A 21,962-nucleotide genomic window follows, 5' to 3' on the forward strand; every position below is an offset into this window, starting at 1 on the left:
ACCTGAGCGGTTCCGGTCGGCACCGGCGCGAGCGTTAGCTGGAACCAGGCAAGTCGTCGCACATCGGGGAGTTCCACATGATCAGCACCGTCCAGGACCTGGCCGCGGAGGCTCTGTTCGTCTCCTACCTGCAGCCGTCCGAGTGCCCGAGCCGCCAGACCGTCGAAGAGACCGTCACCGCCATGCTGCTGCGCCACGGCAGCGACGGCTGTGCGGCCGGGGTCGCCGAGGAGTTCGGCGATCACCCGGAGGCCGCCGTGCGCCGGATGAACTGGGTGCGCCGCGAGCTGGGCGCCATGCTGGCCGCGCCGCGCCACCCGCATTTCGCCAGCTGAGGAAGGCCCGGGGGAGCCCGCCCGATAGCTGAGCCTTTTTCGCAAAAAACACCTCAAAAGCAACCGAGTTCGGCCGCCACTGCACCCTTCGGCCATAAGTGTTCTCCTCATCAGCCGGTTCACCTGCCGGCTTGTACGAGCGAGGAGGAACACGTGACCGTGACGACCGAACTCCCCGCCACCGTCGGCATCGTCCACGACGCGCCGTCCGCGCGCGACCTCGAGGACCTGGTCCGCGAACACATGCCGATGGTGGGACACCTGGTTCGGGAACTGCTCAACCGCGTACCCGGCCACGTTCACGCCGACGACTTGTCGTCCGCCGGATTCGCCGCACTGCTGGGCGCCGCGCGCTCCTTCGACGTGAGCCGGGGCATCCCGTTCCACCGCTTCGCCGCTGTCCGGATCCGCGGCGCGCTGCTGGACGAGCTGCGCGGGCAGGACTGGGCCAGCCGATCGGTCCGGGCCCGGGCCCGCCGTACGGCGACAGCCCGCCAGGAACTCACCGCGGCCCTGGGCCGGACCCCGTCGGAGGCCGAGGTGGCCGAGATGCTCGGCATCGGCGTCGCCGAACTGGCCAGCGTCGAGGACGACGTGCAGAAGGCAGCCCTGCTCAGCCTGCAGGGCTTCCCCACCGGCGCCGCCGAGGAGATGGTCCCGGAACTGTCCGAGGGGCCCGAGGACCTGCTGCTCAAGCGGGAACGGCTGGGCTATCTGCACCAGGCCATCCAGGCCCTGCCCGAGCGGCTACGCCTGGTGGTCACCCAGTCCTTCCTGCAGGAACAGCCGCTCAGCGACGTGGCCGCCGAACTCGGGGTCACCGAGTCGCGGATCTCGCAGCTGCGCACCGAGGCGTTGCGCCTGCTCCGGGAGGGCCTGAACAGCTCGCTGGCCCCGGAGCTGCTCACCGTCGCGGCCGGCGGACCGCGGACCCGCAAGGGCTGCCTGCAGCGGCGGCGGACCGAGTACTTCGCCCGGGTCGCGGAGCAGGGCAACCTGCGGACCCGGCTGGCACTGACCGACAGTCACGGCGTACCCATCGCGGTCGCCGCCTGATCGGCGGGGCGGCTCGGCGACCGGTTCTCCGGCCGCGGGGTCGCCCCGGCTCTGTCACCGGCGGCGGCGGTCGGCGACGGTTCCGGAGATCGCGCCGGCCAGCGCACCCGTGACGGCCCCCAGCAGCCCGGTGCCGATGGCGGCGTCGCCCGCCTCGTATCCGCCGCTGCCGAACCAGCCCCAGAGTGCTCCCGCCGCCGCGCCGAGCAGCAGCCCGGTCAGCGCCCAGCGGCCCCGTCGCATAGGCGTGCCTCCTCCGGCGTATTGCGGCCGGAAACTGACCGCAACGGCTCCTATGGTCGGGATTATGAGACCTTTCCGGATCGCCGTCGACCCGTACGACCTCACCGACCTGCACGAGCGGCTGGCCCGGACCCGCTGGCCGGCGCAGTTGCCCGGCTCGCACTGGGACCGCGGTGTGCCGGTGGAGTGGCTGCGCGAGCTGGCCGAGCACTGGCGTACCGGCTACGACTGGCGGGCCTACGAGGCGCGGCTCAACGCCTTCCCGCAGTGGATCACCGAGATCGACGGCCTGGAGATCCACTTCCTGCACGTCCGGTCCCCGCGGCCGGACGCGCTGCCGTTGATCCTGAGCCACGGCTGGCCGAACTCGGTCGTCGAGTTCATCAACCTGATCGAGGTGCTCAGCGCGGACTTCCACGTGGTGGTGCCGTCGGTGCCGGGCTTCGGCTTCTCGGCGGCCCCGCGTACGCCGGGATTCGGGGTCGAGCAGGTGGGCCGGATCTGGGCGCAGCTGATGAGCCGGCTGGGGTACGAGCGCTACGGCTCGCACGGGGGTGACCTGGGCGCGTACCTCGCACCGGCGGTCGCGGTGGCAGCGCCGGACCGGGTGGTGGGCGTGCACGTCAACGCCGGCCTGGGCATGCCCACCGAGGCGGACGTGCCGGGCATGAGCGAGGCCGAACGCGCCGACTACGCGGCCATGCGGGAGTGGACCGGGTCGGGCGTGGACCACCACTCCCTGCTGCGGGCGGCACCGCAGACCTTCGCGTACGGGTGGCAGGACTCGCCGGTGGCGCTGCTGGCCTGGCACATGCAGAAGATGAAGGAGTTCGGCGACCTGGTGATCGACCGGGATCTGCTGCTGACCAACACGAGCATCTACTGGTTCACCGGGACGGCGGCCTCGTCCTCGTGGTTCATGTACGACACACCGGCGTTCGCCTGGCCGAAGGGTCAGAAGGCGGTGCCGACGGGTGTCTACGCCGGGGGACTGCCGCTGTTCCGGCGGCTGGCCGAGGAGCAGAACACGATCACGCACTGGCCGGCCGGCAACCCCGGTGGTCATTTCGTGGCCCTGCACGAACCGGCTGCTCTCGCCGCCGACCTGCGGACCTTCTTCGCGCCGCTGCGCTGAGCCGGGGTTTTGCAAGCCGCCCCGAGTAGTCGCCCCGCGCAGCCGCCGCGGCGGTCGGCCGCTGCGCTCGGCCGAGCCGCTCTACACCGCCCCGAGCAGCCGACCCGAGCAGCCGGCCGCCGCGCTCGGCCGATCCGCTCTATACCGCGACGGGCAGCCGCTGCGGCTCGACGCAGAGCGGGTCCAGGGCCGCCCGGACCTGCCGGATGTCCGGCCCGACGGCGGAGGCCAGCATCCCCGGCCCGGCCAGCGGCATCAGGGCCGCGTCCCCGCCGAGCAGCGCCGCGTCCGGCAGCTCAGGACCGGCGAGGACGAGCGAACCCACCGCCCGGCCGCCACCGAGCACCGCCGCCCCCGACCAGCCCGGTGCCCGGGGACCGACCGTCAGCTCGTGGCGGTACAGGGTGCTGCCGGCGTACCGGATGGTCAGGTCGGTGTGCACGTCACCGGACGGCTCGTCGTGCCGCCCGCAGACCAGGTCGTCGCGCCAGAGCAGGGCGCCGCCCGTCTCGACCTCGACCCGCGTGACCGCGCGGTGGTCGCAGCCGGCCGCCGCGATCAGCGGCTCCGGCAGCCACCGCAACGTCGCTCCGGCCGCCACGGCCGCCGCGATCTCCAGCCGCGACGCCGGGGCATCCGGCCGCCCGGGCAGCGCGAGCTGCGCGGCCACACTGCGCACCTCCAGCCGTGCCCCCGGCCCGACCTCGAGGTCGAGCCGCAGGTCGTCGCCCCGCAGCGGACCGGCGGCCCCGCCGACGAGGTGCACGGTGACCGCGCCGCCGGTCCGCGGCCCGGTGCGGCGCAGCAGCAGCGGCGATTCGCCGCGCAGCACCGCGAGCCGGGTGCCGCCCCGCCCGTCGGCCTCGGCGACGATCCGCGCCCCGGCCCGCATCAGCCCGCCACCCGGCAGCCCATCAGGCCGTGGGCACCCGGGCCGCGACCAGCGCGCGGATCCAGTCGGCGACCGGGGTGGCCGCCTTGTCGCCGACCAGCGACAGGAACACCGTCGGCAGCTCACCGCGCCGGGCCCGGGCATCCCGGTCCATCACCGACAGATCAGCCCCGACCAGCGGCGCGAGATCCGTCTTGTTGATCACCAACAGGTCGGCGGTCGTGACCCCCGGCCCGCCCTTGCGCGGCACCTTGTCGCCGCCGGCCACGTCGACCACGAAGATCTGCTGGTCGATCAGTCCCTTGCTGAACGTCGCGGTCAGGTTGTCCCCGCCGCTCTCCACCAGCACCAGGTCCAGCGGCCCGAGCGTCGCCTCCAGATCCTCGACCGCGTCCAGGTTGGCGGAGATGTCGTCCCGGATCGCGGTGTGCGGGCAGCAGCCGGTCTCCACCGCCCGGATCCGGTCCGCCGGCAGCACCCCGTTGCGCAGCAGGAAGTCGGCGTCCTCGGTGGTGTAGATGTCGTTGGTCACCACCGCGAGCCGCAGCTCGGGCCCCAGCGCCCGGCACAGCGCCGCGACCAGCGCGGTCTTGCCGGAACCGACCGGCCCGCCGATGCCGATCCGCAGGGCCCGGGGGCCGGGGTGCAGCGGCGCGTGCGGATCGACGCCGGGTTCGGGATGCGTATGCCCAACCTCGTCGGGGCCGTGTTCGTGCGGTTCAGGATGCAAAGAGACGCACCTCCCAGGTGGCGTGGAGCTCGGCGCCGATGTCGAGCAACGGGGCGCCCGCGGCCGGCAGGTCGTCAACCGGGTCGTGGGCCCGGGCCGCGGCGTCCGCCGCGATCCGGTCGATCTCGGGTGCCAGCCCGGCGAGCAGGGCGTGCACCGCGTAGGGGTCCAGGCCGAGCAGCCGCACGGCCGCGCTGGCCGGCCCGCTCACGGCCCCGTGCGCCGCGGCGACCGCGGCCGCCAACGGCCCGAGCCCGGCGGCGGCGGCCACGGCCCCGAGCGCGACGGGATGATGGGGCTCGCGGCCGACGGCCGGCACCGGCCACATGGCCCGCCCGGCCCGCAACAACGCCCGGCCCTGCGCCCGCGAAGCCCGCCGCAGAGCCGGCGACGGCGTCCGGGCATCCAACCCACGATCAAGATCCACAAACTCTCCGGTACGGGCACACGCGCTCGCAGCGAAAGCAGCGGAAACGAGGCCCGTGGTCCGCAACCGGCCGCCCAGGAACCCGCCGACGTCCCGGACCGACCGCACTCGTCCGGCCGCGACCGCGGTCTCCAACCCGCCGGAATGCGCGTGCCCGCCGGACGGCAACCGCCCGTCGGCCAGCACCAGCAACGTCGCGAGACTCATGCCGATCAGAACAGGAAGTAGCGCTGGGCCATCGGGAGCTCGGTCACCGGATCCGGCTCGATGACCTCGCCGTCGATGCGGACCGTGAAGGTGTCCGGCTCGACCTCGATGCGGGGCAGGGCGTCGTTGTGGGGCAGGTCCGCCTTGCCCACCGAGCGGGTGTCCGTCACCGGCACCAGCGCCCGCTTGACGCCGATGCGGTCGCCCAGCAGGGCGTCCAGGGCGGCCGGCGCCACGAAGGCCACCGAGGTCACCGACGGGACCACGCCGTAGGCGCCGAACATCGGGCGGGGGAGCATCGGCTGGGGCGTCGGGATCGAGGCGTTCGCGTCGCCCATCTGGGCCGAGGCGATCATGCCGCCCTTGAGCACCAGGGCCGGGCGGACGCCGAAGAACGCCGGGTCCCACAGGACCAGGTCGGCCAGTTTGCCCGGTTCGACCGAGCCGACCTGCTCGGCCATGCCGTGGGCCAGCGCGGGGCAGATCGTGTACTTGGCCACGTACCGTTTCGCCCTGAGGTTGTCCGCCGGGCCGTCGCCCGGCAGAGCGCCGCGGCGCGCCTTCATCACGTGGGCGGTCTGCCACGTGCGCATGATGACCTCGCCGACGCGGCCCATCGCCTGGGAGTCGGAGCCGATCATCGAGATCGCGCCCAGGTCGTGCAGGAAGTCCTCGGCGGCCATCGTGGACGGCCGGATCCGGCTCTCCGCGAACGCCAGGTCCTCGGGCACCGAGGAGTTCAGGTGGTGGCAGACCATCAGCATGTCGAGGTGTTCGCTGAGGGTGTTGCGGGTGTACGGCCGCGTCGGGTTGGTCGACGACGGCAGCACATTGGGGTGCGAGGCGACCGTGATGATGTCCGGCGCGTGCCCACCGCCGGCCCCTTCCGTGTGGTACGCGTGGATCGACCGTCCCCCGATCGCCCGCAGCGTCTCCTCGACGAAGCCGGCCTCGTTCAGGGTGTCGGTGTGGATGGCGACCTGCACCCCGGACGCGTCGGCGACCCGCAGCGCGGCGTCGATGACCGCGGGCGTGGTGCCCCAGTCCTCGTGCAGCTTGAAGCCGCCGGCCCCGCCGCGCAGCTGCTCCCACATCGACTCGCTCGACATGGTGTTGCCCTTGCCGAGCAGCAGCACGTTGATCGGCCAGTGGTCCAGGGACTCCAGCATCCGGGCCAGGTGCCAGGCGTTCGGGGTGACCGTGGTGGCCTTGGTGCCCTCGGCCGGGCCGGTGCCGCCGCCGATGATCGTGGTGATGCCGGCGGCCAACGCGGTGTCCAGGATGGTGGGACTGATCAGGTGGACGTGGCTGTCGATGGCGCCGGCGGTGAGGATCTTGCCGTTGCCGGCGATGATCTCGGTGCCGGGGCCGATCACCAGGTCCGGGTGGACGCCGTCCATGGTGTCGGGGTTGCCGGCCTTGCCGAGCGCCACGATCCGGCCGTCGCGGATGCCGATGTCGGCCTTGACGATGCCCCAGTGGTCGAGCACCACCGCGCCGGTGATCACGGTGTCCGGGCTGCCCTCGGCGCGGGTGGCGCGGGACTGGCCCATGGACTCGCGGATCACCTTGCCGCCGCCGAAGACGACCTCGTCGCCCGGCTGCGGTCCGGCGCTGCGGTCCTCCTCGACCTCGATCAGCAGGTTGGTGTCGGCGAGCCGGATGCGGTCGCCGGCGGTGGGTCCGTACAGGGCGGCGTAGCGGCCGCGGTCGAGTGTGGTCACGCCCTGGCCTCGCTGTGCTCCCGGTGGCTGCGCCGTCCTCGACGGCCTGGCTCGGCGGTTGGTCTCACCGGGGGCTCCCGTTCGACGGCTGGTCTTCTCCGGTGTCCTCGTCCAGCGAGCCGGCGGGCTCGATGTCGTCGGGGTCGGCGGGTGGCGGCTCGGGGGCCTGGTCGAGCGGGCCGCCGGCCAGGCCGCGCAGGCCGGGGACGATCCGGTGGCCGGTGAACGGGATCAGCTCGATGTCGCGCGGCATGCCCGGCTCGAAACGGACCGAGGTGCCCGCGGGCACGGCGAGGCGGTGCCCCCAGGCGGCCTCGCGGTCGAAGTCGAGGGCCGTGTTGGACTCGGCGAAGTGGTAGTGCGAGCCCACCTGCACGGGCCGGTCGCCGGTGTTGCGTACGGTCAGCGCGAGCACCGGCCGTCCGGCGTTGATCGTGATGTCACCGTCCCCGGCGATGATCTCACCCGGGATCATGAGATCGGCCCGTGCACGGTGACCAGCTTGGTGCCGTCGGGGAACGTCGCTTCGACCTGCACCTCGGCCAGCATCTCGGGCACGCCGTCCATGACGTCCGCGCGGGTCAGCACCCGCCGGCCGGCGTCCATGAGCTCGGCGACCGTACGCCCGTCCCGCGCGCCCTCCAGCAGGAAGGCCGTGATGATCGCGGTCGCCTCGGGGTGGTTCAGGCGCAGACCGCGCTCCCGCCGGCGCCGGGCGACGTCCGCCGCGACGTGGATGAGCAGGCGTTCCTGCTCGTGCTGGCTGAGGAACAAAAGGAACCTCCCCTGAACGTCCAGCGATGCTCGCAGCTCGACGTTTCCGACGTGTTACCCCGTACCGCAGGCGTGATCATCCTGATGAGACCACGCCCGCGGGGAGAACGCCGGGGGAAACGCCGGTCAGCTGAGGCCGCGGGGGATGCGCCAGAAGGCGTACCCGGCCAGCAGCAGCGCGAGCAGCAGGTAGATCCCGAACTCCAGCCACTGGAAGGTCCAGTACCGGTCGGCCGGCTGGTACGTCAGCACGCTGTGCAGGTTCAGCGCCTCCAGGCAGGCCTTGTCCTTCTCGAAGTCGCCGTTGAAGCAGGCCTCGGTCACCGCTTTGCCGGGCTGCCCGCCGGTGCTGTCGACCAGTATCGCCTCGCTGGTCAGCATCCAGGCGCCCGGCACGTCGTATCCGTCCACCGACACCCGGCCCGTCTGGTCGAGCCACATGCCGTGGGCCCCGCCGGCGGTGAACTGCACGTTCTCCGTGACGGCGCCGGCCAGGTGCGGGCGGATGACGGTGGGCATCAGGATCTGGATCGCCGTGAACACGGCCAGCGTGACAGCCATCGCGATGACGGTCCGCTTGGTGAGCAGCCCGATGGTGATGCCGGCGACGACGGCGAACACGGCGTAGCCCAGGGGGGCCAGGTTGCGGGTGGGGAAGAAGAGCGGGTCGAAGCGGTCGTTGATCGCCCGGTCGTACGGGCTCGCGGCCCAGGTGAAGAGCAGGCTGAGGATGCCGGTGAAGGCCAGCGCGGCCAGCGTGACGAACGACAGCTTGACCGCCAGCCACCGGGTCCGGGTGATGCTCTGGTTCCAGACCAGCCGGTGCGTGCCCGCCTCCAGCTCGCGGGCGATCAGCGGTGCGCCCCAGAAGGCTCCGATGACGGCCGGGATCAGGATGATGAGGAAGCCGGTGAGCAGCAGCGCGGAGAAGTACTTGTCCTTGAGCAGTTGCGCGCCGGTCCCCGCCGAGCAGCCCGTGCAGCCGACGTTGGTGTCGTAGGCGCCGCGCAGCTGCAGGCCGAGGATCACCAGGTAGATCGCGAGAGCGCCGAGCGCGACGAGGGCCACCAGGGCCTGGCCGCGGAACTGTCGCCAGGTCAGCCAGATCATCGGTGCGCCTCCAGGGTCTGCGGGGTGAAACCACCGACGGCACCGAGGGCGGCCCGGGTGAGATAGGCGAGGACCATGTCCTCCAGGCCGATGCGCTCGGCCTCGACGGAGATCCCGGGCAGCGCGCCGAGCGTGTCGTGCACGATCAGCGTGCTCTGCCGGTCGGTGTGCTCCGCCTGGATCACCTCGACGCCCGGTGGCAGCAGGTCGAGGTCGCCGCGGGCCGCGACCAGGCGGTAGTGGGCGGCGAGCAGGTCGTCGACGTCGCCGGCCAGTTGCACCCGGGCGGCGGTCAGCACGATCAGGTGGTCGCAGACCCGTTCCAGGTCGCTGAGCAGGTGCGACGACAGGATGACACCGACCTCGAGCTCGGCGACGAACTCCATCAGGCTCTGCAGGAACGCGCGCCGGGCCAGCGGGTCCAGCGACGCCACCGGCTCGTCGAAGATCAGCAGCTCGGGCCGCTTGGCGGCGGCGATGGTCAGGGCCAGCTGGGCCCGCTGGCCGCCGGAGAGGCGGCCGGCCTTCTGGGCCGGATCGAGGCCGACCTGGGCGACGCGTCCCTCCGCCAGCGCGTCGTCCCAGCCGGGGTTCAGCCGCCGGCCCAGCTGCAGGTGGTCGGCGACGGTCAGGCCGGCGTAGACCGGGGTGTCCTGGGCGACGAAGCCGATCCGGGCCAGCTGGGCGGCGTCGGCGGCCGGGCGCGAGCCGAGGACCTCGATGGTGCCGGCCGTCGGCGTGATCATGCCGGCGGCGAGATTGAGCAATGTGGACTTGCCCGCGCCGTTCGGCCCGACCAGCCCGACGACGCGGCCGGCGGGCACGGTCAGCGTGACGTCGGTGAGGGCGGGCCGGCTGCCGTAGCTCTTGCTCAGTCCCTGGGTGCGCAGGACCGGATTCATGGGGTCACCTCGGTTGCCTTTCGGAATGTCGTCATGAACAGGGCCTCGATGCTGTCCGCGTCGAGCCCGGCCCGGTGGGCCTTCTCCAGCCAGGTGAGCAGCTCCCGGCGCAGCGGTTCGTGGGCGGCCAGCGAGTCGTCGGCCAGGCTGTGGGTCACGAAGGTGCCGAGCCCCGGCCGGGGGGTGACCAGGCCGAGATGTTCCAGCTCCCGGTAGGCCTTGAGCACCGTGTTGGGGTTGATCGCCAGCTTGGCCACGACCTCCTTGACCGTGGGGAGCTGGTCCCCGACGGACAGCAGGCCGAGCCGCAGCGCCCGCTGCACCTGCTGCACGAGCTGCAGGTACGGCGAGACGCCGGACCGGACGTCCAGGTGAAAGTCGATCACAGGTTTCTCGCTTTAACTAGGCTACTAGCACTATAGAGAAATCGACTGCCCGGCTGTCAAGGGACACTGCGGTCACCGAGGCTTCGATAGCGTGCTGCGCATGGCTGAGACCCCGGAGTATCTGCGCCCGTTCGTCCTGTCGCCGCCGGCCCGCGAGCCGGAGCGGACGGACACTGTGGACACTTACCGGCCCGACGGGGAGGGGCCGTTCCCGGTCGTCGTGGTGGTGCACGGCACGCCGCTGCCGCCCGGGCTGGAGGCGCAGCCCCGGGACTGGCCGCTGTATCGCGGATACGGCCGGCTGCTGGCCGAGCAGGGGCTGCTCACCGCCGTGGTCGGCTATCAGCTGCCCATCACGCCGGGCCCGGACGGCCTCGTGCTGGACTACGCCACGGCGGCGGATCAGGTCGCCGCCGCCGTGACGGCTGCCCGGGCCGATCCGCGGGCCGACGCGGACCGGGTGGTGCTGTGGTTCTTCTCCGGCGGGGCCATGCTCAGCGCCGGCTGGCTCCGCGACGCGCCCGCCTGGTTGCGCGGCATCGCCCTGACCTATCCGGTGGTGACCCCGCTGCCGGGCATGGTGGCCGCGCCGGGCTTCGCCGCACCGGCCGAGGCGGTCGGGCCGGGTGCCCCGCCGCTGCTGGTGACCCGGGTGGGTCGCGAGCACCCGGGCTTCGCCGCGGGCGTGGAGACGTTCCTGACCCGGGCCGGCGACGTCGAGCTCATCGAGGTGCCGAACGGGCAGCACAGCTTCGACATCGCCGACCACACCGAGGAGTCACGCGCCGCGGTGCGTCGGGCCGTCGAGTGGGTGCGCAGGCGTCAGGCGGTGTAGAGGACGGCGTCGATCTCGATGTCGAAGCCGACCAGCGGGACCGGCAGGGTGGTCCGCACCGGCAGGTGCTCACCCTTGATGTACTGCGGGTAGATCTCGTTGAGCTCGGCGAAGTCGGCGAAGTCGCGCAGGTAGACGCCGACCCGGACGGCCTGGTCGAGGCTGCTGCCGGCCGCCTCGGCCACGGCGGCCAGGTTTTGGAAGGCCGCGTGGGCCTGCTCGGCGAAGCTGCCGGTGACCCGGGTGCCGTCCGGCCGGGCCGGGACCGCGCCGGCCAGGTAGATGGTGTCGCCGGCGACGACGGCGTGCGAGTAGGGGCCGCCGGCGGGTGCGGCCTGGTCGGTGATGATGGCACGCTTCGGCATTACGGACTCCTCGGTGTCGGTCTCGGGAACTGTTCGGCCAGGCCGTCCGCGCCGACCAGCGGCGCGGTGAGCAGGGTGCGCAGGTCGCGCTCGCGGCGGGCGAGGGCGGCGCGCTGGGCGTCGGTCAGCGGGATCCACGGCGGGGTGGGCGGGCTCAGCCGGGGGATCATCCGGCGGCCGGCCACGTACGTCGCCTCGTTGACCAGCCGCAGCGGGGCGTGCCGGACCTGACGGTGAGCGTCCACCACCTCGAAGGCGCCCTCCTCGATCCGGAACACCGCCAGGTCGGCGGGCGCGCCGACGGTCAGCGTGCCGCCGGGGAGACCCAGCGCGCGGGCGGGACGCACGGTGGCGGCGGCGAGCACCTCGGCCAGCGGCAGGCCGGCGGCGAGCAGTTTGGCCATCGTGGTCGGCAGGTCGAAGACCGGGCCGTGCACCGAACGGGCGTGCAGGTCGGTGGAGACCGTGTCCGGGACCAGCCCCTCGGCGAGCTGACGTTCGAGCACGTCGAAGGCGAAACCACCGGAGCCGTGGCCGATGTCGAGCAGCACGCCGCGTTCGCGGGCGGCGCGCACGGCCGGGCCCAGGGGAGCGGCGATGCCACTCGCGCAGTGCGTCACGATGTCGCCCGGGCGCAGCAGGTCGAGGACCTCGCCGAGCGCGGGTGGGGCCGTACCGATGTGGACCATGACCGGGATGCCGCAGGCCTGCGCCGCGGCCAGGCCGCGCCGCAGGGGTTCGACGCCGTTGTCACCGACGGTCTCGCGGTCGATGCGGACCTTGATGCCGCGGATCAGGTCGCGATGCGCCTGCACGGTGTCGATCGCCAATGCGGTGTCGCAGTTGTCCAGGTCACGGCTCTCCCCGGTACGCCCGGCCAGCCCCACCGCGGAGATGTTGAGCAGCGCCGGCACCCGCACGTCGGTGTCCGCCACCACCCGGCGCAGCCCGGCCAGGGTGTACGCCCCGGCCGACCCGGCGTCGACCCAGGTGGTGACGCCGGTGCGCCAGGCGATCGGATCCGGCTCGATGCCCCAGTAACCCGGCCCGACGTGCGTGTGCAGGTCGACGAGTCCCGGGGTGACCAGCAGTCCGGCGACGTCCACCACCGTGCGGGCATCCTCGGTCAGCCCCGGTCCCACAGCCGCGATGAGCCCGTCGCGCACCGCCACGTCGGCCGGTCCCGTCCCGGGCACCTCTCCGCCGGTGAACAGCAGGTCGTAGGTCATGCCGCACCTTCGAGGGCCGCGGTGATGGCCAGCCGGTAGAGCCGGGTCGGGCGGCCCTTGCGGTGCACCTGCGAGCTGCCGTCGTCGACGGCCAGGCCGGCCTCGCTCAGCTTGCGGATGAGCCGCCGCCCGCTCGGGTCGGTGATCCCCAGCGACCGGGCCAGCTCGCTCGGCGAGACCGGCCGGCCGCCCAGGTTGCGTTCGATCGCGGCCAGCCGCGACAGCGTCGCCGGGCTCAGCCCGACCTGTCCGGCCAGCGCCTCGATGCCGCCGTGCTCGCGGTAGGTGTAGGCCAGCGGGGTCCCGCCGGCGCCCATCGGGCCGATCATCATGCCGTTGTCGGAGATCAGGTACGCGCCCGGCTCGGCGTCCTGCTCGGCCCGGGCGGCGGCCCGTTCGGCCAGCGTCACGCACAACCGGGCCGAGTCGCCGAGCCCGAAGCCCGCCACCGCGCGGATGCCCAGGGTGTCCCGGGCCTCGGCGAGCACCGGCAGGCCCACCCACTGGTGGGTGACCGCCTCGAAGAGCGCCGCGTGCGCGAAGACCACGACACCGCGCCGGCCCCGGTTGTCGATCCACGCGTCGGCGAAATCCGGGGTGTTGAGCAGCAGGTGCAGCAGGCCCACCCGGGCCCGGTCCAGGTCGGGGCTCTCCTCGGGCTTGGCGATGAGGAACACCCCGGCGGCGAAGCGCAGGCCGTCGGCCCGCTTGTGCCGGACGCGCAGGGCCAGCTCGTGCAGGTCGGCACGGATCGTGCCGGGCGTGGCCAGGGCGTGCAGGACGGCGACGCTGCCGTCGAGGGCGGCCGCGACACCGGTACGGACGCTGATCACGTACGCGGCGCCGGTGCGGGCCAACTGCTCGCGGTGGAACCCGACGACGTCGGCGATCGGCTGTTCCGGCTCGAACGGCAGGCACGCGATCGCCTGCCGGTCCAGCTCCAGCGCGGTGGCCACCTCGTCGACGGTCTCCTGGGCGAACGTGTCGATGCTGACCGGGGTGGCCGGCCAGCCGTTGCCCCGCGCCCGCGACCAGGCCAGGGCCAGATCCAAGGCAGCCGAGCGGGTCACCGCGACCGGCAGCTCCGGCGGCAGCAGATCCCGGGACCGGGCGTACGGGACCAGCCCCAGCAGCAGCCCGTCCAGCCGTTCGGCCCGCAGCAGCCCGGCGACCCGTTCCCGGATCTGGTCCTCGCGCTCGTAGACCGCCCAGGCGAAGGTCACCCCGGTCAGGGTGCGGGCCGCCTCCTCGAACCGGGGGCGGTGGCTCGCGTGCAGCACCAGGCCGATCACCATCGCCGCCGGCACGCTCGCCCCCCGCCGCACACCTAGTGGTTCGTAATTGGTCCGTAGTAGCGTGCGCGAAAGCGCCCCCCTGGTCAAGCTTGAGGAGACGGACATGACCCTCGACATCCCGGACGAGCTCATCGACTGGCGGGCCAAGGGCTTCTGGCTGCCGGCCGGCGAGGTCACCACCCGCGACTTCGCCGCCGCGCGGCATCACCTGTTCGACGGCTCGTTCACCTGGCCGCTGCTGGTGGTCCGGGACTCGGCGGTACGGGCGAACATCGCGACGATGGCCGCGTACGCCCGGCGGTACGGGTTCTCCTTCGCCCCGCACGCCAAGACGTCGATGGCCCCGACGCTGCTGGACGCCCAGCTGGCGGCGGGCGCGTGGGCGATGACCGTGGCGACGGCGAGCCAGGCTCTGGTGCTGCGCCGGCTCGGGGTGCCCCGGGTGCTGATCGCCAACGAGGTGCTGGACCCGACCGCGCTGGGCTGGCTGGCCGCCGAGTCCGCCGCCGGCTGGGAGGTGTTCCTCCAGGTCGACTCCGTGGCCGGGGTGGCGGCGGTGGCGGCCGCGGGCGGGTTGCCGGTGCTGGTCGAGCTCGGGCATCCGGGTGGGCGGACGGGCTGCCGTACCGTCGAAGAGGTTGTCGCCGTGGCCCGCGCGGCCGCGGATGCGCCGGGGGTCTCGCTGCTCGGGGTGACGGCCTACGAAGGCGCGCTGCCCGATGTCGAGGCGGTGGACGCGTTCCTGGCCACACTGGTCGAGGCGGCCCGGGCGGTCGCCGACCTGGCCGGTCCCGAGGTGCTGGTCTCGGCCGGCGGCAGCGCCTGGTTCGACCGGGTGATCAAGGCGCTCGAGGGGCAGTGGCTGGACGGCCACCGGGTCCGCGCGGTGTTGCGCAGCGGCGCCTCGGTGACCCACGACGACGGCTTCTACCGGGAGCGCACGCCGTTCAACCGCGAGCCGGGCGACGGGTCCCTGGCGGCCGCCCTGGAGATCTGGGCCCAGGTGTTGTCCACTCCGGAGCCCGGGCTGGCCATCGTGGGGATGGGTAAGCGGGACGCACCGTTCGACGAGGGACTGCCGGTCACCGAGGGGCTGACCGTGACGAAGATGAACGACCACCACACGTACGTGACCGGCGGATCGCCCGCCGTCGGTGACCTGCTGCGCTTCGGTCTCTCGCACCCGTGCACCGCCTTCGACAAGTGGCGCTTCATCCCCGTGGTGGACGACGGCAACGTGGTCGTGGACGTGCTGCACACGTACTTCTGAGGGTTGACGGCCGACGCTCCACACTCCACTCTGAGGGCACTTCACCAACGAACTACTTACGAACCTGGTTCCTCAGTGAACGTCAGGAGTGCCCCTATGCGTCTGCGCCTGGCGGTTGCCGCCGCCCTCGCCCTCACCGTGACCGCGTGCGCCCCGTCCACCTCGTCGCCCACCGCCACACCCTCGGACGGCGGCGCGCGGACCGGCACCCTCAAGGTGTGGCTCTTCGACGAGCCCAACCGTGCGCCCAAGGAGGCCGTGGCCAAGGAGGCGGTCGCCGAGTTCACCGCCGCGCACCCCGGCACCGAGGTCGACATCGCGTACCTGGCGGTCGACACCCGCAGCGAGCGCTTCAAGGGCGCCTTCAACGACCCGGCCAGCGCGCCCGACGTCGTCGAGTACGGCAACACCGACCTGCCCGAATACGCGGCCGCCGGCGGGCTGGCCGATCTGGGCCCGGCCGTGACCGCCTGGTCCGAGGGCGCCGACCTGAGCGCCGACGCCAAGGCCAGCGCCACCTTCAAGGGCACGCTGCTCGGCGTCCCCTGGTATCTCGGCGTCCGCGCGCTGTACTACCGCACCGACGTGTTCGCCGAGCTCGGCCTGCGCCCGCCGACCAGCCAGGCGGAGCTCACCGCGGCGGCCCGGACGATTCGCGCGAAGAAGCCGGAGCTGTTCGGCATCGCGGTCGGCGGCAAGTACACGTTCGGCGCGCTGCCGTTCATCTGGGACGCCGGCGGGGACATCACCTCGATCAACTCGGCGCAGTCGCGGGCCGGGCTGAAGGCGTACACGGATCTGCTGAAGCCGGACAACTGCCCGCCGCAGCAGTGCGCCGACCTCACCGGCGGCAAGACCGTCGAGCTGTTCGCCAGTGGCAAGGCCGGGATGGCCATCATCGGCAACTTCAACCGGGCCGCCGTCGAGGCGGGCGCGGCCAAGGGCAGGTACGCCGTGGTGCCGCTGCCCGGCAGCAAGCCCGGCTCGATCGCCCCGGCCTTCGCCGGCGGCAACAACCTCGGCATCATGCGCAACAGCCGGCGGCCGGCCCTGGCGGCCGATTTCCTCACCCTGCTGGCGAGCAGGAAATACCAGACCAAGATGTACGCGGCCATGGGTAACCTGCCCACGTCGCAGGCCGCCCGGACCGAGGTGGCCGGCCAGGAACCCTTCCTCAAGCCGTTCCTGTCCACCATCGACGCCGGGACGAAGTTCGTGCCCCTCGACCCCGGCTGGGGCAAGATCGACGCGCAGGCCGTGCTACCCACCATGATCGAGAAGGTGGTCACCGGCAAGGCCACGATCGAGGCGGCCACCGACGAGGCCGCCACGACGATCAACGCGGCCCTGGGCAAGTGACCACCGCGCTGCCGGCGGTCCGGCCGCGCCCGCGCCGGCGCGGCTGGACGCCGCTGTGGTTGCTGCTGCCGGCGGCGGTGGTCCTGGGCACCCTGTTCGTCTATCCGATGTGGCAGCTCGGCCTGCTGTCCGTCCTGGACTTCCGGCAGGCCCAGGTCAGCGGCGGCCAGCCGACCCGGTTCGTGGGCCTGGCCAACTACACCCAGCTGCTGGGCGACGCCCGGTTCTGGTCGGTGCTGGCCGCGACCGTCCTCTTCGCCGCTGCCTGCGTCGTCGCGACCCTCGCCGTGGGGGCCGCGCTGGCCGTGCTGCTCACCCGGATCAGCAAGGTGCCGCGGCTGCTGCTGTCGCTGGCCGCGATGGCCGCCTGGGCGGTGCCCGCGGTCTCCGGCTCCACCGTGTGGATGTTCCTCTTCGACACCGACCTCGGGCTGGTCAACCAGAGCCTCGGCGTCACCGGCTTCAACTGGATGTACGACCGGTACACCGCTTTCGCCCTGGTCGGCGCGGTGGTGGTGTGGCACTCGTTCCCGTTCGTGATGGTCACCCTGTACGCCGGCATCGAGGCGATCCCGAGATCGGTGCTGGAGGCGGCGGCGATCGACGGCGCGAGCGCGTGGCGCACCTTCTGGCGCATCATGGTGCCGGTCCTGCGGCCGTTGCTGGCCATCGTGGTGATCCAGTCGATCATCTGGGATTTCAAGGTCTTCACCCAGATCTACGTGATGACCCGGGGCGGCGGCATCGCCGGGCAGAACCTGACCCTCAACGTCTGGGCCTACCAGCAGGCATTCGCGGCCGGCGAGTACGGCCTGGGCGCGGCGATCGGCGTGGTCATGATGATCATCCTGCTGGTCGTCACCCTGCTCTACCTGCGGACGCTGCGGCGATCGGGGGAACCGCTGTGAGGACCGGCCGCCGGCTGCTCGACGTCGTGGCGATTGTGCTCGCGGTCGGCACCGTCTTCCCGATCTACTGGATGGTGCTGGCCGCGGTGAAGCCGCCCGGCGAGATCCAGTCGCTGCACCAGCGCCCGTGGACCCTGGCGCCGAGCTGGGACGGCTTCCACCGGGTGCTCGCCGTCGACAGCTTCGGCCGCTACTTCCTCAACAGCCTGCTCGTCGCGCTGGTGGTCGTGGCCGTCTCCGGGCTGTGCGCGTTCCTGGCGGCGGTGGCGCTGACCCGCTTCCGGTTCCGGATGCGCACCACCGTGCTGGTGCTGTTCCTGGTCGCGCAGATGGTGCCGATCGAGGCACTGACCATCCCGCTGTTCTTCCTCGTCCGCGACCTCGGCACCCAGGTACCGGGCGTGGGGCTGAACACGCTGGGCTCACTCATGCTGGTGCACACGGCGTTCACGCTGCCGTTCGCGATCTGGATGCTGCGCGGCTTCGTGGCGGCGATCCCGGAGGAACTGGACGAGGCAGCCCAGCTCGACGGCGCGGGCCGGTGCACCGTACTGTGGCGGATCCTGTTCCCGCTGGTGGCCCCGGGACTGGCCGCGACCAGCGTGTTCTCCTTCATCACGGCCTGGAACGACTTCCTGTTCGCCCGTACCTTCATCATCATCAGCGCGACCGACCGGCAGACCCTGCCGATGGCGCTGCTGGTCTTCTTCAAGCCCGACGAGAACGACTGGGGGGCGATCATGGCGGCGTCGACCCTGATGACCGTGCCGGTCCTGATCTTCTTCCTGCTGGTCCGGCGCCGGCTGGTCGCCGGCCTGGGCGGGGCGGTGAAGGATTGATCCCCCGCCCGGCGGTGCTGGTGCCCGGGGCCGGCGGCTTCACCCTGCGGCCCGGGACGCCGGTGACCGCCGACCCGGGCCTGGAGCACCTGGCCGCTCCGGTCCGGGACCTACTGCGGGCCGGCGCCGGGTCGGGTGGTGCCGGGTCGGGTGGTGGGATCCGGTTGCGGGTCGTGGCCGGGCTGGCGCCGGAGGGGTACGTCCTGGATGTCGGCGCCACGGGGATCGACATCCGGGGCGGCTCCCCGGCCGGCGTCCACCACGGCGTGCAGACACTCCGGCAGCTCCTGCCCGCCGAAACCCTGCGCCGCGCCCCGGCCGGGCCCGGTCCGCTGCCGGTGCCGGCCGTGCACATCGAGGACGCGCCGCGGTTCGGCTGGCGGGGCGTGCTGCTGGACGTGGCGCGCCACTTCATGCCGGTCGCCGATGTGCTGCGCTTCATCGACCTGGCCGCGTTCCACAAGCTCAACGTGCTGCACCTGCACCTGACCGACGACCAGGGCTGGCGGGTGGAGGTCCCGGGCCGGCCCCGGCTGACCACGATCGGCGCCTGGCGGCCCCGGACGATGCTCGGCTCGCGGATCCACGACCGCTACGACGACCGGCCGCACGGCGGGTACTACAGCACCGGTGACCTGCGGGAGATCGTCGCCTACGCGGCCGAACGGCACGTCACTGTGGTGCCCGAGATCGACATGCCGGGGCACATGCAGGCCGCGATCGCCGCGTACCCCGAGTTGGGCAACGGATTCACGGGCGGGGTCCGTACCTCCTGGGGCATCTCCCCGCACGTGCTGAACGTCTCCGACGAGGCCCTGGATTTCTGCCGCGAGGTCCTCGACCACGTCGTCGCGATCTTCCCGGGCGAGCTGATCGGCATCGGCGGCGACGAGTGCCCGTCGGGCGAATGGGACACCCCGGAGGCCCGCGCCCGGATCGCCACGGCCGGCCTGGGCGGCCCGCACGAACTGCAGGCCTGGTTCACCGCCCGGATCGCCGAGCATCTGGCCGGGCACGGCCGCCGCATCTACGGCTGGGACGAGATCCTCGCCGGTGGCGCGCCGGCCGGGGCCACCATCGCCGCGTGGCGCGGTGCCGAACCGGCGATCCTGGCCGCCCGGGCCGGCCACGACGTCGTCGCGTGCCCGGACACCTCGGTCTATCTGGACTACCGCCAGTCCGACGACCCGGGCGAACCGACCCCGGTCGGCACTCTGCTCACCCTGTCCGACGTGTACGCCTTCGAACCGGTCCCGCCCGAACTGAGCGAAGCCGAGGCGGCCCGGATCATCGGGGCGCAGGCCAACGTGTGGACCGAGCACCTGGAGTCGGCCCGCCGGGTGGACTACCAGGCTTTTCCGCGGCTGTGCGCGTTCGCCGAGACGGTGTGGGGGCCGCCGGACCGTGACCACGCCGACTTCGCTGCCCGGCTCGGCCCGCATCTGGCTCGGCTGGACGCGCTGGGTGTGAACTACCGGCCGCTGTCCGGGCCGCGGCCTTGGGACGGCCGGCCTGACGCGCCGGGCCACCCTCGTGATCTGGCGGACCGGCTGGCCGAGGTGTACGAGATGACGGGCGATCTGCGGCGCTGAAGCGTCCGGGATGCGGCGGGAGCCCGCAGCCGCCCAGCTGCCCGCCGGTCGCCCGGTCGCTGGCCGCCCGCCGGTCGCCCGCCGGTCGCCGGTCGCCCGCTTCCGGCCGGCCGCTTGCCTGCCGGTCGCCCGCTTGCCTGCCGGTCGCTTGCCTGCCGGCCGCTTGCCTGCCGGTCGCCCGCTTGCCTGCCGGTCGCCCGCTTGCCTGCCGGTCGCCCGCCCGTCGGTCGCCCGCTTGCCGGTCGCCCGGTCGTTGGCCGCCCGACTGCCGGTCGGCCGGTCGTTGGCCGCCCGCCGCCGTCGCCCGGTCGTTGGCCGGATGGAGGCGGAGGTGAGCCTGAGCTTGAGGAGGCGGAGGTGAGCTTGACGAGGCGGAAGTCGGCCTGACCAAGGTAATGGTCGGCCTGAGGAGGCGGAGGTTGGCCTGAGGTGGCGGAGGTTGGCCTGAGGAGGCGGAGGTCGGCCTGAGGAGGCGGAGGCCGGCCTGAGGTGGCGGAGGTCGGCCTGAGGAAGTGGACGTCGGCTGGTCAGGAGCGGACGTCGGACTCCGGGTCGGCGGTCGGGTCCGGCTCCAGCAACAGCCGGGCGTAGTTCTCCATCGAACGTTGATAGCGCGGCAAGTGCGCCGCCAGAGCGCCCACCGCGATTCCTACCGCCTCCCGTTCACGCCCCGCGTCCGCCAGCGACAACGCCAGCACCGCCTTCACCGCGTCGTCGAGCTCGTCCGAACCGGCGGCCAGCTCCGCGGTCAGCAGCGCGACGCTCTCCGGGGCCTCGCCCAACTCCCGTAGCGAACTCGCCAGTTGGATCACGGCCTGCCGTCGACGGCTGCCGGACAGCCCGCCCGCCAGCGCCTCCCGGTAGAGCGGCACAGCCTGGCCGGTGCGCCCGACGGCGTCCAGCGAGCCGGCCCGTTCGAAGAGGCCGACCGGGTCGTCCGGGGCGAGCTCGCCGGTGAGCTGCTCGACCAGCTGCAGGAAGCGCGCCTCGTCGAGTGAGTCGAACGCCGCCCACGCGCCGTCCATCCGGCGTTCCCAATCCGGTGTGATCATGGATTCAGCCTCGCACGGCGGGTGGCTTGACGCGGCCCGGCGCCGGCTGATCGGATGGTCACAGCGTCGCAGTGCACCCGGCCAGGAGACCGCCGCGGGCATGGAGGCGCCGGACCATGGGACATCTCCGTGGACAGTGAATACTCCCGGTTCCGGGCGTACGGACAGCAGTTGATCGAGATCCACATCGGCCTGCGCGACATGCTCGCCGATCTGCGGGAGGGCTATGTCCCCGACGCCGAGCTGGGCGTTCACTGCCTCGCGTTCTGCGCCGCGGTCACCCGGCACCACACCGGTGAGGACACCGGCGTGTTCCCCCTGCTGGCCGAGCGCCATCCCGGCCTGCGCGCGTTCCTGGCCGAGCTGGAACGCGACCATCAGGTGATCGCCGGCCTGCTGACCAGGGTGAGCACGCTGAGCGGGCAGCTGCGCGACGGGCACACCGCGGCCCGGGCCGCGGCGATCCAGAGTGAGCTGGACGGGCTCGCCGCCGTGCTCGAGACGCACTTCATCGGTGAGGAGAAGCGGCTGGTCGCCGTCCTCGACACCCTCGACCCTTCCGAGGGATTGACCGGTCTCACCGCCTAGGCCCAGCATTGCCTCAGGGTGCGACCCCAGGGAGTGCGTGTGGGTGCTTCGTCACGGCGGGCCGAGCTGCTCGAACGTCAGCGGGAGCTGCGCGCCCGGCACGACGCGCTGGGCGGGCTGGGCGCGGAGCCGCCGTACGACGCCGGGCAGCTCGATCGGGTCTTCGCCGGCACCGACGAGCTGATGACGGTGGTCGACGAGCTCGCGGCCGACGCCGCCCGGCGCCGGCTGATGCTGACGTTCGTGCTGCTCGGCGTGGCCGCCCTGGCTGCCGTGCTCGTCGCGGCCGGGGTGCTGCCCGCCTGGGCGCTGCTCGGCGTCGTGGTCGTGCTCGCCGCGGCGATCGCTCTGTGGCTCCCCACCCGGGCCGCGCCTGGGACCGGCCCATGAGCGCCGACGCTCTCACCGCCCGGTGCCGCGCCGGGGACGGGCCCGTGAGCACTGCCCGGGCCGAGCCCGTGAGCACCGCCAGGCCCGGGCCCGTGGGCACTGCCGGGACTGAGCCTGTGAGCACCGCCCGGCCTGGGCTCGTGAGCACCGCCCGGCCCGGGCCCGTGGGCACTGCCCGGGCCGAGCCTGTGAGCACCGCCCGGACCGGGCTCGAAAACACCGCTCGGCCCGGGCCCGTGGGCACTGCCCGGGCCGAGCCTGTGAGCACCGCCCGGACCGGGCTCGAAAACACCGCTCGGCCCGGGCCCGTGGGCACTGC

General features: G+C 72.8%; 25 protein-coding genes. 11 read left to right on the top strand and 14 right to left on the bottom strand.

From position 1 onward, the window contains the following. Window positions 1-77 precede the first annotated feature (77 nt). Together AB0C12_RS40345 and AB0C12_RS40350 are read left to right on the top strand one after the other, a co-directional pair. Window positions 78-335 (top strand): hypothetical protein, encoded by a 258-nt coding sequence (locus AB0C12_RS40345; protein WP_360556096.1) that lies wholly within the window; start codon window positions 78-80, stop codon window positions 333-335. Between the two features lie 153 nt (window positions 336-488). Then, a complete protein-coding gene (locus tag AB0C12_RS40350; RefSeq protein ID WP_360556097.1) occupies window positions 489-1,391 on the top strand; it encodes a sigma-70 family RNA polymerase sigma factor in 903 nt (300 codons plus the stop codon). A 54-nt stretch (window positions 1,392-1,445) separates the two neighbouring features. Here AB0C12_RS40350 and AB0C12_RS40355 read toward each other — a convergent pair whose 3' ends face one another. After that, on the bottom strand, window positions 1,446-1,634 hold the full coding sequence (locus AB0C12_RS40355) for a hypothetical protein (protein ID WP_360556098.1): 189 nt from the start codon (window positions 1,632-1,634) through the stop codon (window positions 1,446-1,448). A 64-nt stretch (window positions 1,635-1,698) separates the two neighbouring features. On the opposite strand from AB0C12_RS40355, the gene AB0C12_RS40360 reads away from it, so the two are divergent. Further along, window positions 1,699-2,769 carry an epoxide hydrolase family protein gene (locus AB0C12_RS40360; RefSeq protein WP_360556099.1) on the top strand — a complete coding sequence of 357 codons (1,071 nt, stop codon included), beginning with the start codon at window positions 1,699-1,701 and terminating at the stop codon, window positions 2,767-2,769. A gap of 139 nt (window positions 2,770-2,908) precedes the next feature. Here AB0C12_RS40360 and AB0C12_RS40365 read toward each other — a convergent pair whose 3' ends face one another. From AB0C12_RS40365 to AB0C12_RS40405, 9 genes are all read right to left on the bottom strand, one after another. Continuing rightward, a complete protein-coding gene (locus AB0C12_RS40365) occupies window positions 2,909-3,661 on the bottom strand; it encodes an urease accessory protein UreD (protein WP_360556101.1) in 753 nt (250 codons plus the stop codon). 22 nt (window positions 3,662-3,683) lie between these two features. After that, entirely contained in the window at window positions 3,684-4,391 is a 708-nt protein-coding gene (gene ureG, locus AB0C12_RS40370) for an urease accessory protein UreG (RefSeq protein ID WP_360556102.1), read from the bottom strand. Beyond that, on the bottom strand, window positions 4,381-5,025 hold the full coding sequence (locus tag AB0C12_RS40375; RefSeq protein WP_360556103.1) for an urease accessory UreF family protein: 645 nt from the start codon (window positions 5,023-5,025) through the stop codon (window positions 4,381-4,383). The genes ureG and AB0C12_RS40375 overlap by 11 nt, the downstream gene beginning before the upstream one ends. 5 nt (window positions 5,026-5,030) lie before the next feature. Next, window positions 5,031-6,749: an urease subunit alpha gene (locus tag AB0C12_RS40380; RefSeq protein WP_360556105.1), complete on the bottom strand. Its 1,719-nt coding sequence runs from the start codon at window positions 6,747-6,749 to the stop codon at window positions 5,031-5,033. Window positions 6,750-6,813: 64 nt separating this feature from the next. Continuing rightward, on the bottom strand, window positions 6,814-7,224 hold the full coding sequence (locus AB0C12_RS40385; protein ID WP_360556106.1) for an urease subunit beta: 411 nt from the start codon (window positions 7,222-7,224) through the stop codon (window positions 6,814-6,816). Further along, a complete protein-coding gene (locus AB0C12_RS40390) occupies window positions 7,221-7,523 on the bottom strand; it encodes an urease subunit gamma (protein WP_125806689.1) in 303 nt (100 codons plus the stop codon). The genes AB0C12_RS40385 and AB0C12_RS40390 overlap by 4 nt, the downstream gene beginning before the upstream one ends. Before the next feature lie 126 nt (window positions 7,524-7,649). Further along, a complete protein-coding gene (locus AB0C12_RS40395) occupies window positions 7,650-8,633 on the bottom strand; it encodes an ABC transporter permease subunit (protein ID WP_360556108.1) in 984 nt (327 codons plus the stop codon). Beyond that, a complete protein-coding gene (locus AB0C12_RS40400) occupies window positions 8,630-9,535 on the bottom strand; it encodes an ABC transporter ATP-binding protein (RefSeq protein ID WP_360556110.1) in 906 nt (301 codons plus the stop codon). The genes AB0C12_RS40395 and AB0C12_RS40400 overlap by 4 nt, the downstream gene beginning before the upstream one ends. Beyond that, window positions 9,532-9,921 (bottom strand): GntR family transcriptional regulator, encoded by a 390-nt coding sequence (locus AB0C12_RS40405; protein WP_360556112.1) that lies wholly within the window; start codon window positions 9,919-9,921, stop codon window positions 9,532-9,534. The genes AB0C12_RS40400 and AB0C12_RS40405 overlap by 4 nt, the downstream gene beginning before the upstream one ends. Window positions 9,922-10,021: 100 nt before the next feature. Between AB0C12_RS40405 and AB0C12_RS40410 the strand changes: the two genes are divergently transcribed. Beyond that, window positions 10,022-10,756: an alpha/beta hydrolase gene (locus tag AB0C12_RS40410; protein ID WP_360556113.1), complete on the top strand. Its 735-nt coding sequence runs from the start codon at window positions 10,022-10,024 to the stop codon at window positions 10,754-10,756. On the opposite strand, the gene AB0C12_RS40415 is transcribed toward AB0C12_RS40410, so the two are convergent. The 3 genes from AB0C12_RS40415 to AB0C12_RS40425 are packed head-to-tail and all read right to left on the bottom strand — an operon-like array spanning window position 10,744 to window position 13,657. Then, window positions 10,744-11,121, bottom strand: coding sequence for a RidA family protein (locus tag AB0C12_RS40415; RefSeq protein ID WP_360556114.1), 378 nt, complete (start codon window positions 11,119-11,121; stop codon window positions 10,744-10,746). The two genes, AB0C12_RS40410 and AB0C12_RS40415, sit on opposite strands and share 13 nt — an antisense overlap. Continuing rightward, window positions 11,121-12,350, bottom strand: coding sequence for an amidohydrolase/deacetylase family metallohydrolase (locus tag AB0C12_RS40420; RefSeq protein WP_360556115.1), 1,230 nt, complete (start codon window positions 12,348-12,350; stop codon window positions 11,121-11,123). The genes AB0C12_RS40415 and AB0C12_RS40420 overlap by 1 nt, the downstream gene beginning before the upstream one ends. Continuing rightward, on the bottom strand, window positions 12,347-13,657 hold the full coding sequence (locus AB0C12_RS40425; RefSeq protein WP_360556117.1) for a helix-turn-helix domain-containing protein: 1,311 nt from the start codon (window positions 13,655-13,657) through the stop codon (window positions 12,347-12,349). Before AB0C12_RS40425 ends, AB0C12_RS40420 begins: the two co-directional genes overlap by 4 nt. A gap of 91 nt (window positions 13,658-13,748) precedes the next feature. On the opposite strand from AB0C12_RS40425, the gene AB0C12_RS40430 reads away from it, so the two are divergent. The 5 genes from AB0C12_RS40430 to AB0C12_RS40450 all read left to right on the top strand — a co-directional run bounded on the left by AB0C12_RS40430 (window position 13,749) and on the right by AB0C12_RS40450 (window position 19,613). After that, on the top strand, window positions 13,749-14,915 hold the full coding sequence (locus AB0C12_RS40430; RefSeq protein ID WP_360556118.1) for an alanine racemase: 1,167 nt from the start codon (window positions 13,749-13,751) through the stop codon (window positions 14,913-14,915). Between the two features lie 96 nt (window positions 14,916-15,011). Continuing rightward, complete coding sequence (locus AB0C12_RS40435) at window positions 15,012-16,274, top strand: extracellular solute-binding protein (protein ID WP_360556119.1); 1,263 nt, start codon at window positions 15,012-15,014, stop codon at window positions 16,272-16,274. Continuing rightward, a complete protein-coding gene (locus tag AB0C12_RS40440; RefSeq protein ID WP_360556120.1) occupies window positions 16,271-17,182 on the top strand; it encodes a sugar ABC transporter permease in 912 nt (303 codons plus the stop codon). The genes AB0C12_RS40435 and AB0C12_RS40440 overlap by 4 nt, the downstream gene beginning before the upstream one ends. Beyond that, window positions 17,179-18,021, top strand: coding sequence for a carbohydrate ABC transporter permease (locus AB0C12_RS40445; protein WP_360556121.1), 843 nt, complete (start codon window positions 17,179-17,181; stop codon window positions 18,019-18,021). Before AB0C12_RS40440 ends, AB0C12_RS40445 begins: the two co-directional genes overlap by 4 nt. Then, a complete protein-coding gene (locus AB0C12_RS40450; protein ID WP_360556123.1) occupies window positions 18,018-19,613 on the top strand; it encodes a beta-N-acetylhexosaminidase in 1,596 nt (531 codons plus the stop codon). The genes AB0C12_RS40445 and AB0C12_RS40450 overlap by 4 nt, the downstream gene beginning before the upstream one ends. Window positions 19,614-20,140: 527 nt before the next feature. On the opposite strand, the gene AB0C12_RS40455 is transcribed toward AB0C12_RS40450, so the two are convergent. After that, the gene (locus AB0C12_RS40455; protein WP_360556124.1) at window positions 20,141-20,665 is read right to left on the bottom strand and encodes a tetratricopeptide repeat protein; all 525 of its coding nucleotides are present in this window, start codon (window positions 20,663-20,665) and stop codon (window positions 20,141-20,143) included. A 129-nt stretch (window positions 20,666-20,794) separates the two neighbouring features. Between AB0C12_RS40455 and AB0C12_RS40460 the strand changes: the two genes are divergently transcribed. Together AB0C12_RS40460 and AB0C12_RS40465 are read left to right on the top strand one after the other, a co-directional pair. Then, window positions 20,795-21,253, top strand: coding sequence for a hemerythrin domain-containing protein (locus tag AB0C12_RS40460; RefSeq protein WP_360556125.1), 459 nt, complete (start codon window positions 20,795-20,797; stop codon window positions 21,251-21,253). Between the two features lie 39 nt (window positions 21,254-21,292). Beyond that, window positions 21,293-21,643 carry a hypothetical protein gene (locus tag AB0C12_RS40465; protein WP_360556127.1) on the top strand — a complete coding sequence of 117 codons (351 nt, stop codon included), beginning with the start codon at window positions 21,293-21,295 and terminating at the stop codon, window positions 21,641-21,643. Window positions 21,644-21,962: the final 319 nt, after the last annotated feature.

Origin of the sequence: Actinoplanes sp. NPDC048967 (assembly GCF_040649415.1) — a bacterium.
Lineage (GTDB): Bacteria > Actinomycetota > Actinomycetes > Mycobacteriales > Micromonosporaceae > Actinoplanes.

Bases quoted from the DNA above. Each gene is read 5' to 3' on its own strand.
- AB0C12_RS40345 (WP_360556096.1), top strand. From the start codon at position 78: ATGATCAGCACCGTCCAGGACCTGGCCGCGGAGGCTCTGTTCGTCTCC.
- AB0C12_RS40355 (WP_360556098.1), bottom strand. From the start codon at position 1,634: ATGCGACGGGGCCGCTGGGCGCTGACCGGGCTGCTGCTCGGCGCGGCG.
- AB0C12_RS40360 (WP_360556099.1), top strand. From the start codon at position 1,699: ATGAGACCTTTCCGGATCGCCGTCGACCCGTACGACCTCACCGACCTG.
- AB0C12_RS40365 (WP_360556101.1), bottom strand. From the start codon at position 3,661: ATGCGGGCCGGGGCGCGGATCGTCGCCGAGGCCGACGGGCGGGGCGGC.
- AB0C12_RS40375 (WP_360556103.1), bottom strand. From the start codon at position 5,025: ATGAGTCTCGCGACGTTGCTGGTGCTGGCCGACGGGCGGTTGCCGTCC.
- AB0C12_RS40385 (WP_360556106.1), bottom strand. From the start codon at position 7,224: ATGATCCCGGGTGAGATCATCGCCGGGGACGGTGACATCACGATCAAC.
- AB0C12_RS40395 (WP_360556108.1), bottom strand. From the start codon at position 8,633: ATGATCTGGCTGACCTGGCGACAGTTCCGCGGCCAGGCCCTGGTGGCC.
- AB0C12_RS40400 (WP_360556110.1), bottom strand. From the start codon at position 9,535: ATGAATCCGGTCCTGCGCACCCAGGGACTGAGCAAGAGCTACGGCAGC.
- AB0C12_RS40410 (WP_360556113.1), top strand. From the start codon at position 10,022: ATGGCTGAGACCCCGGAGTATCTGCGCCCGTTCGTCCTGTCGCCGCCG.
- AB0C12_RS40415 (WP_360556114.1), bottom strand. From the start codon at position 11,121: ATGCCGAAGCGTGCCATCATCACCGACCAGGCCGCACCCGCCGGCGGC.
- AB0C12_RS40420 (WP_360556115.1), bottom strand. From the start codon at position 12,350: ATGACCTACGACCTGCTGTTCACCGGCGGAGAGGTGCCCGGGACGGGA.
- AB0C12_RS40430 (WP_360556118.1), top strand. From the start codon at position 13,749: ATGACCCTCGACATCCCGGACGAGCTCATCGACTGGCGGGCCAAGGGC.
- AB0C12_RS40435 (WP_360556119.1), top strand. From the start codon at position 15,012: ATGCGTCTGCGCCTGGCGGTTGCCGCCGCCCTCGCCCTCACCGTGACC.
- AB0C12_RS40455 (WP_360556124.1), bottom strand. From the start codon at position 20,665: ATGATCACACCGGATTGGGAACGCCGGATGGACGGCGCGTGGGCGGCG.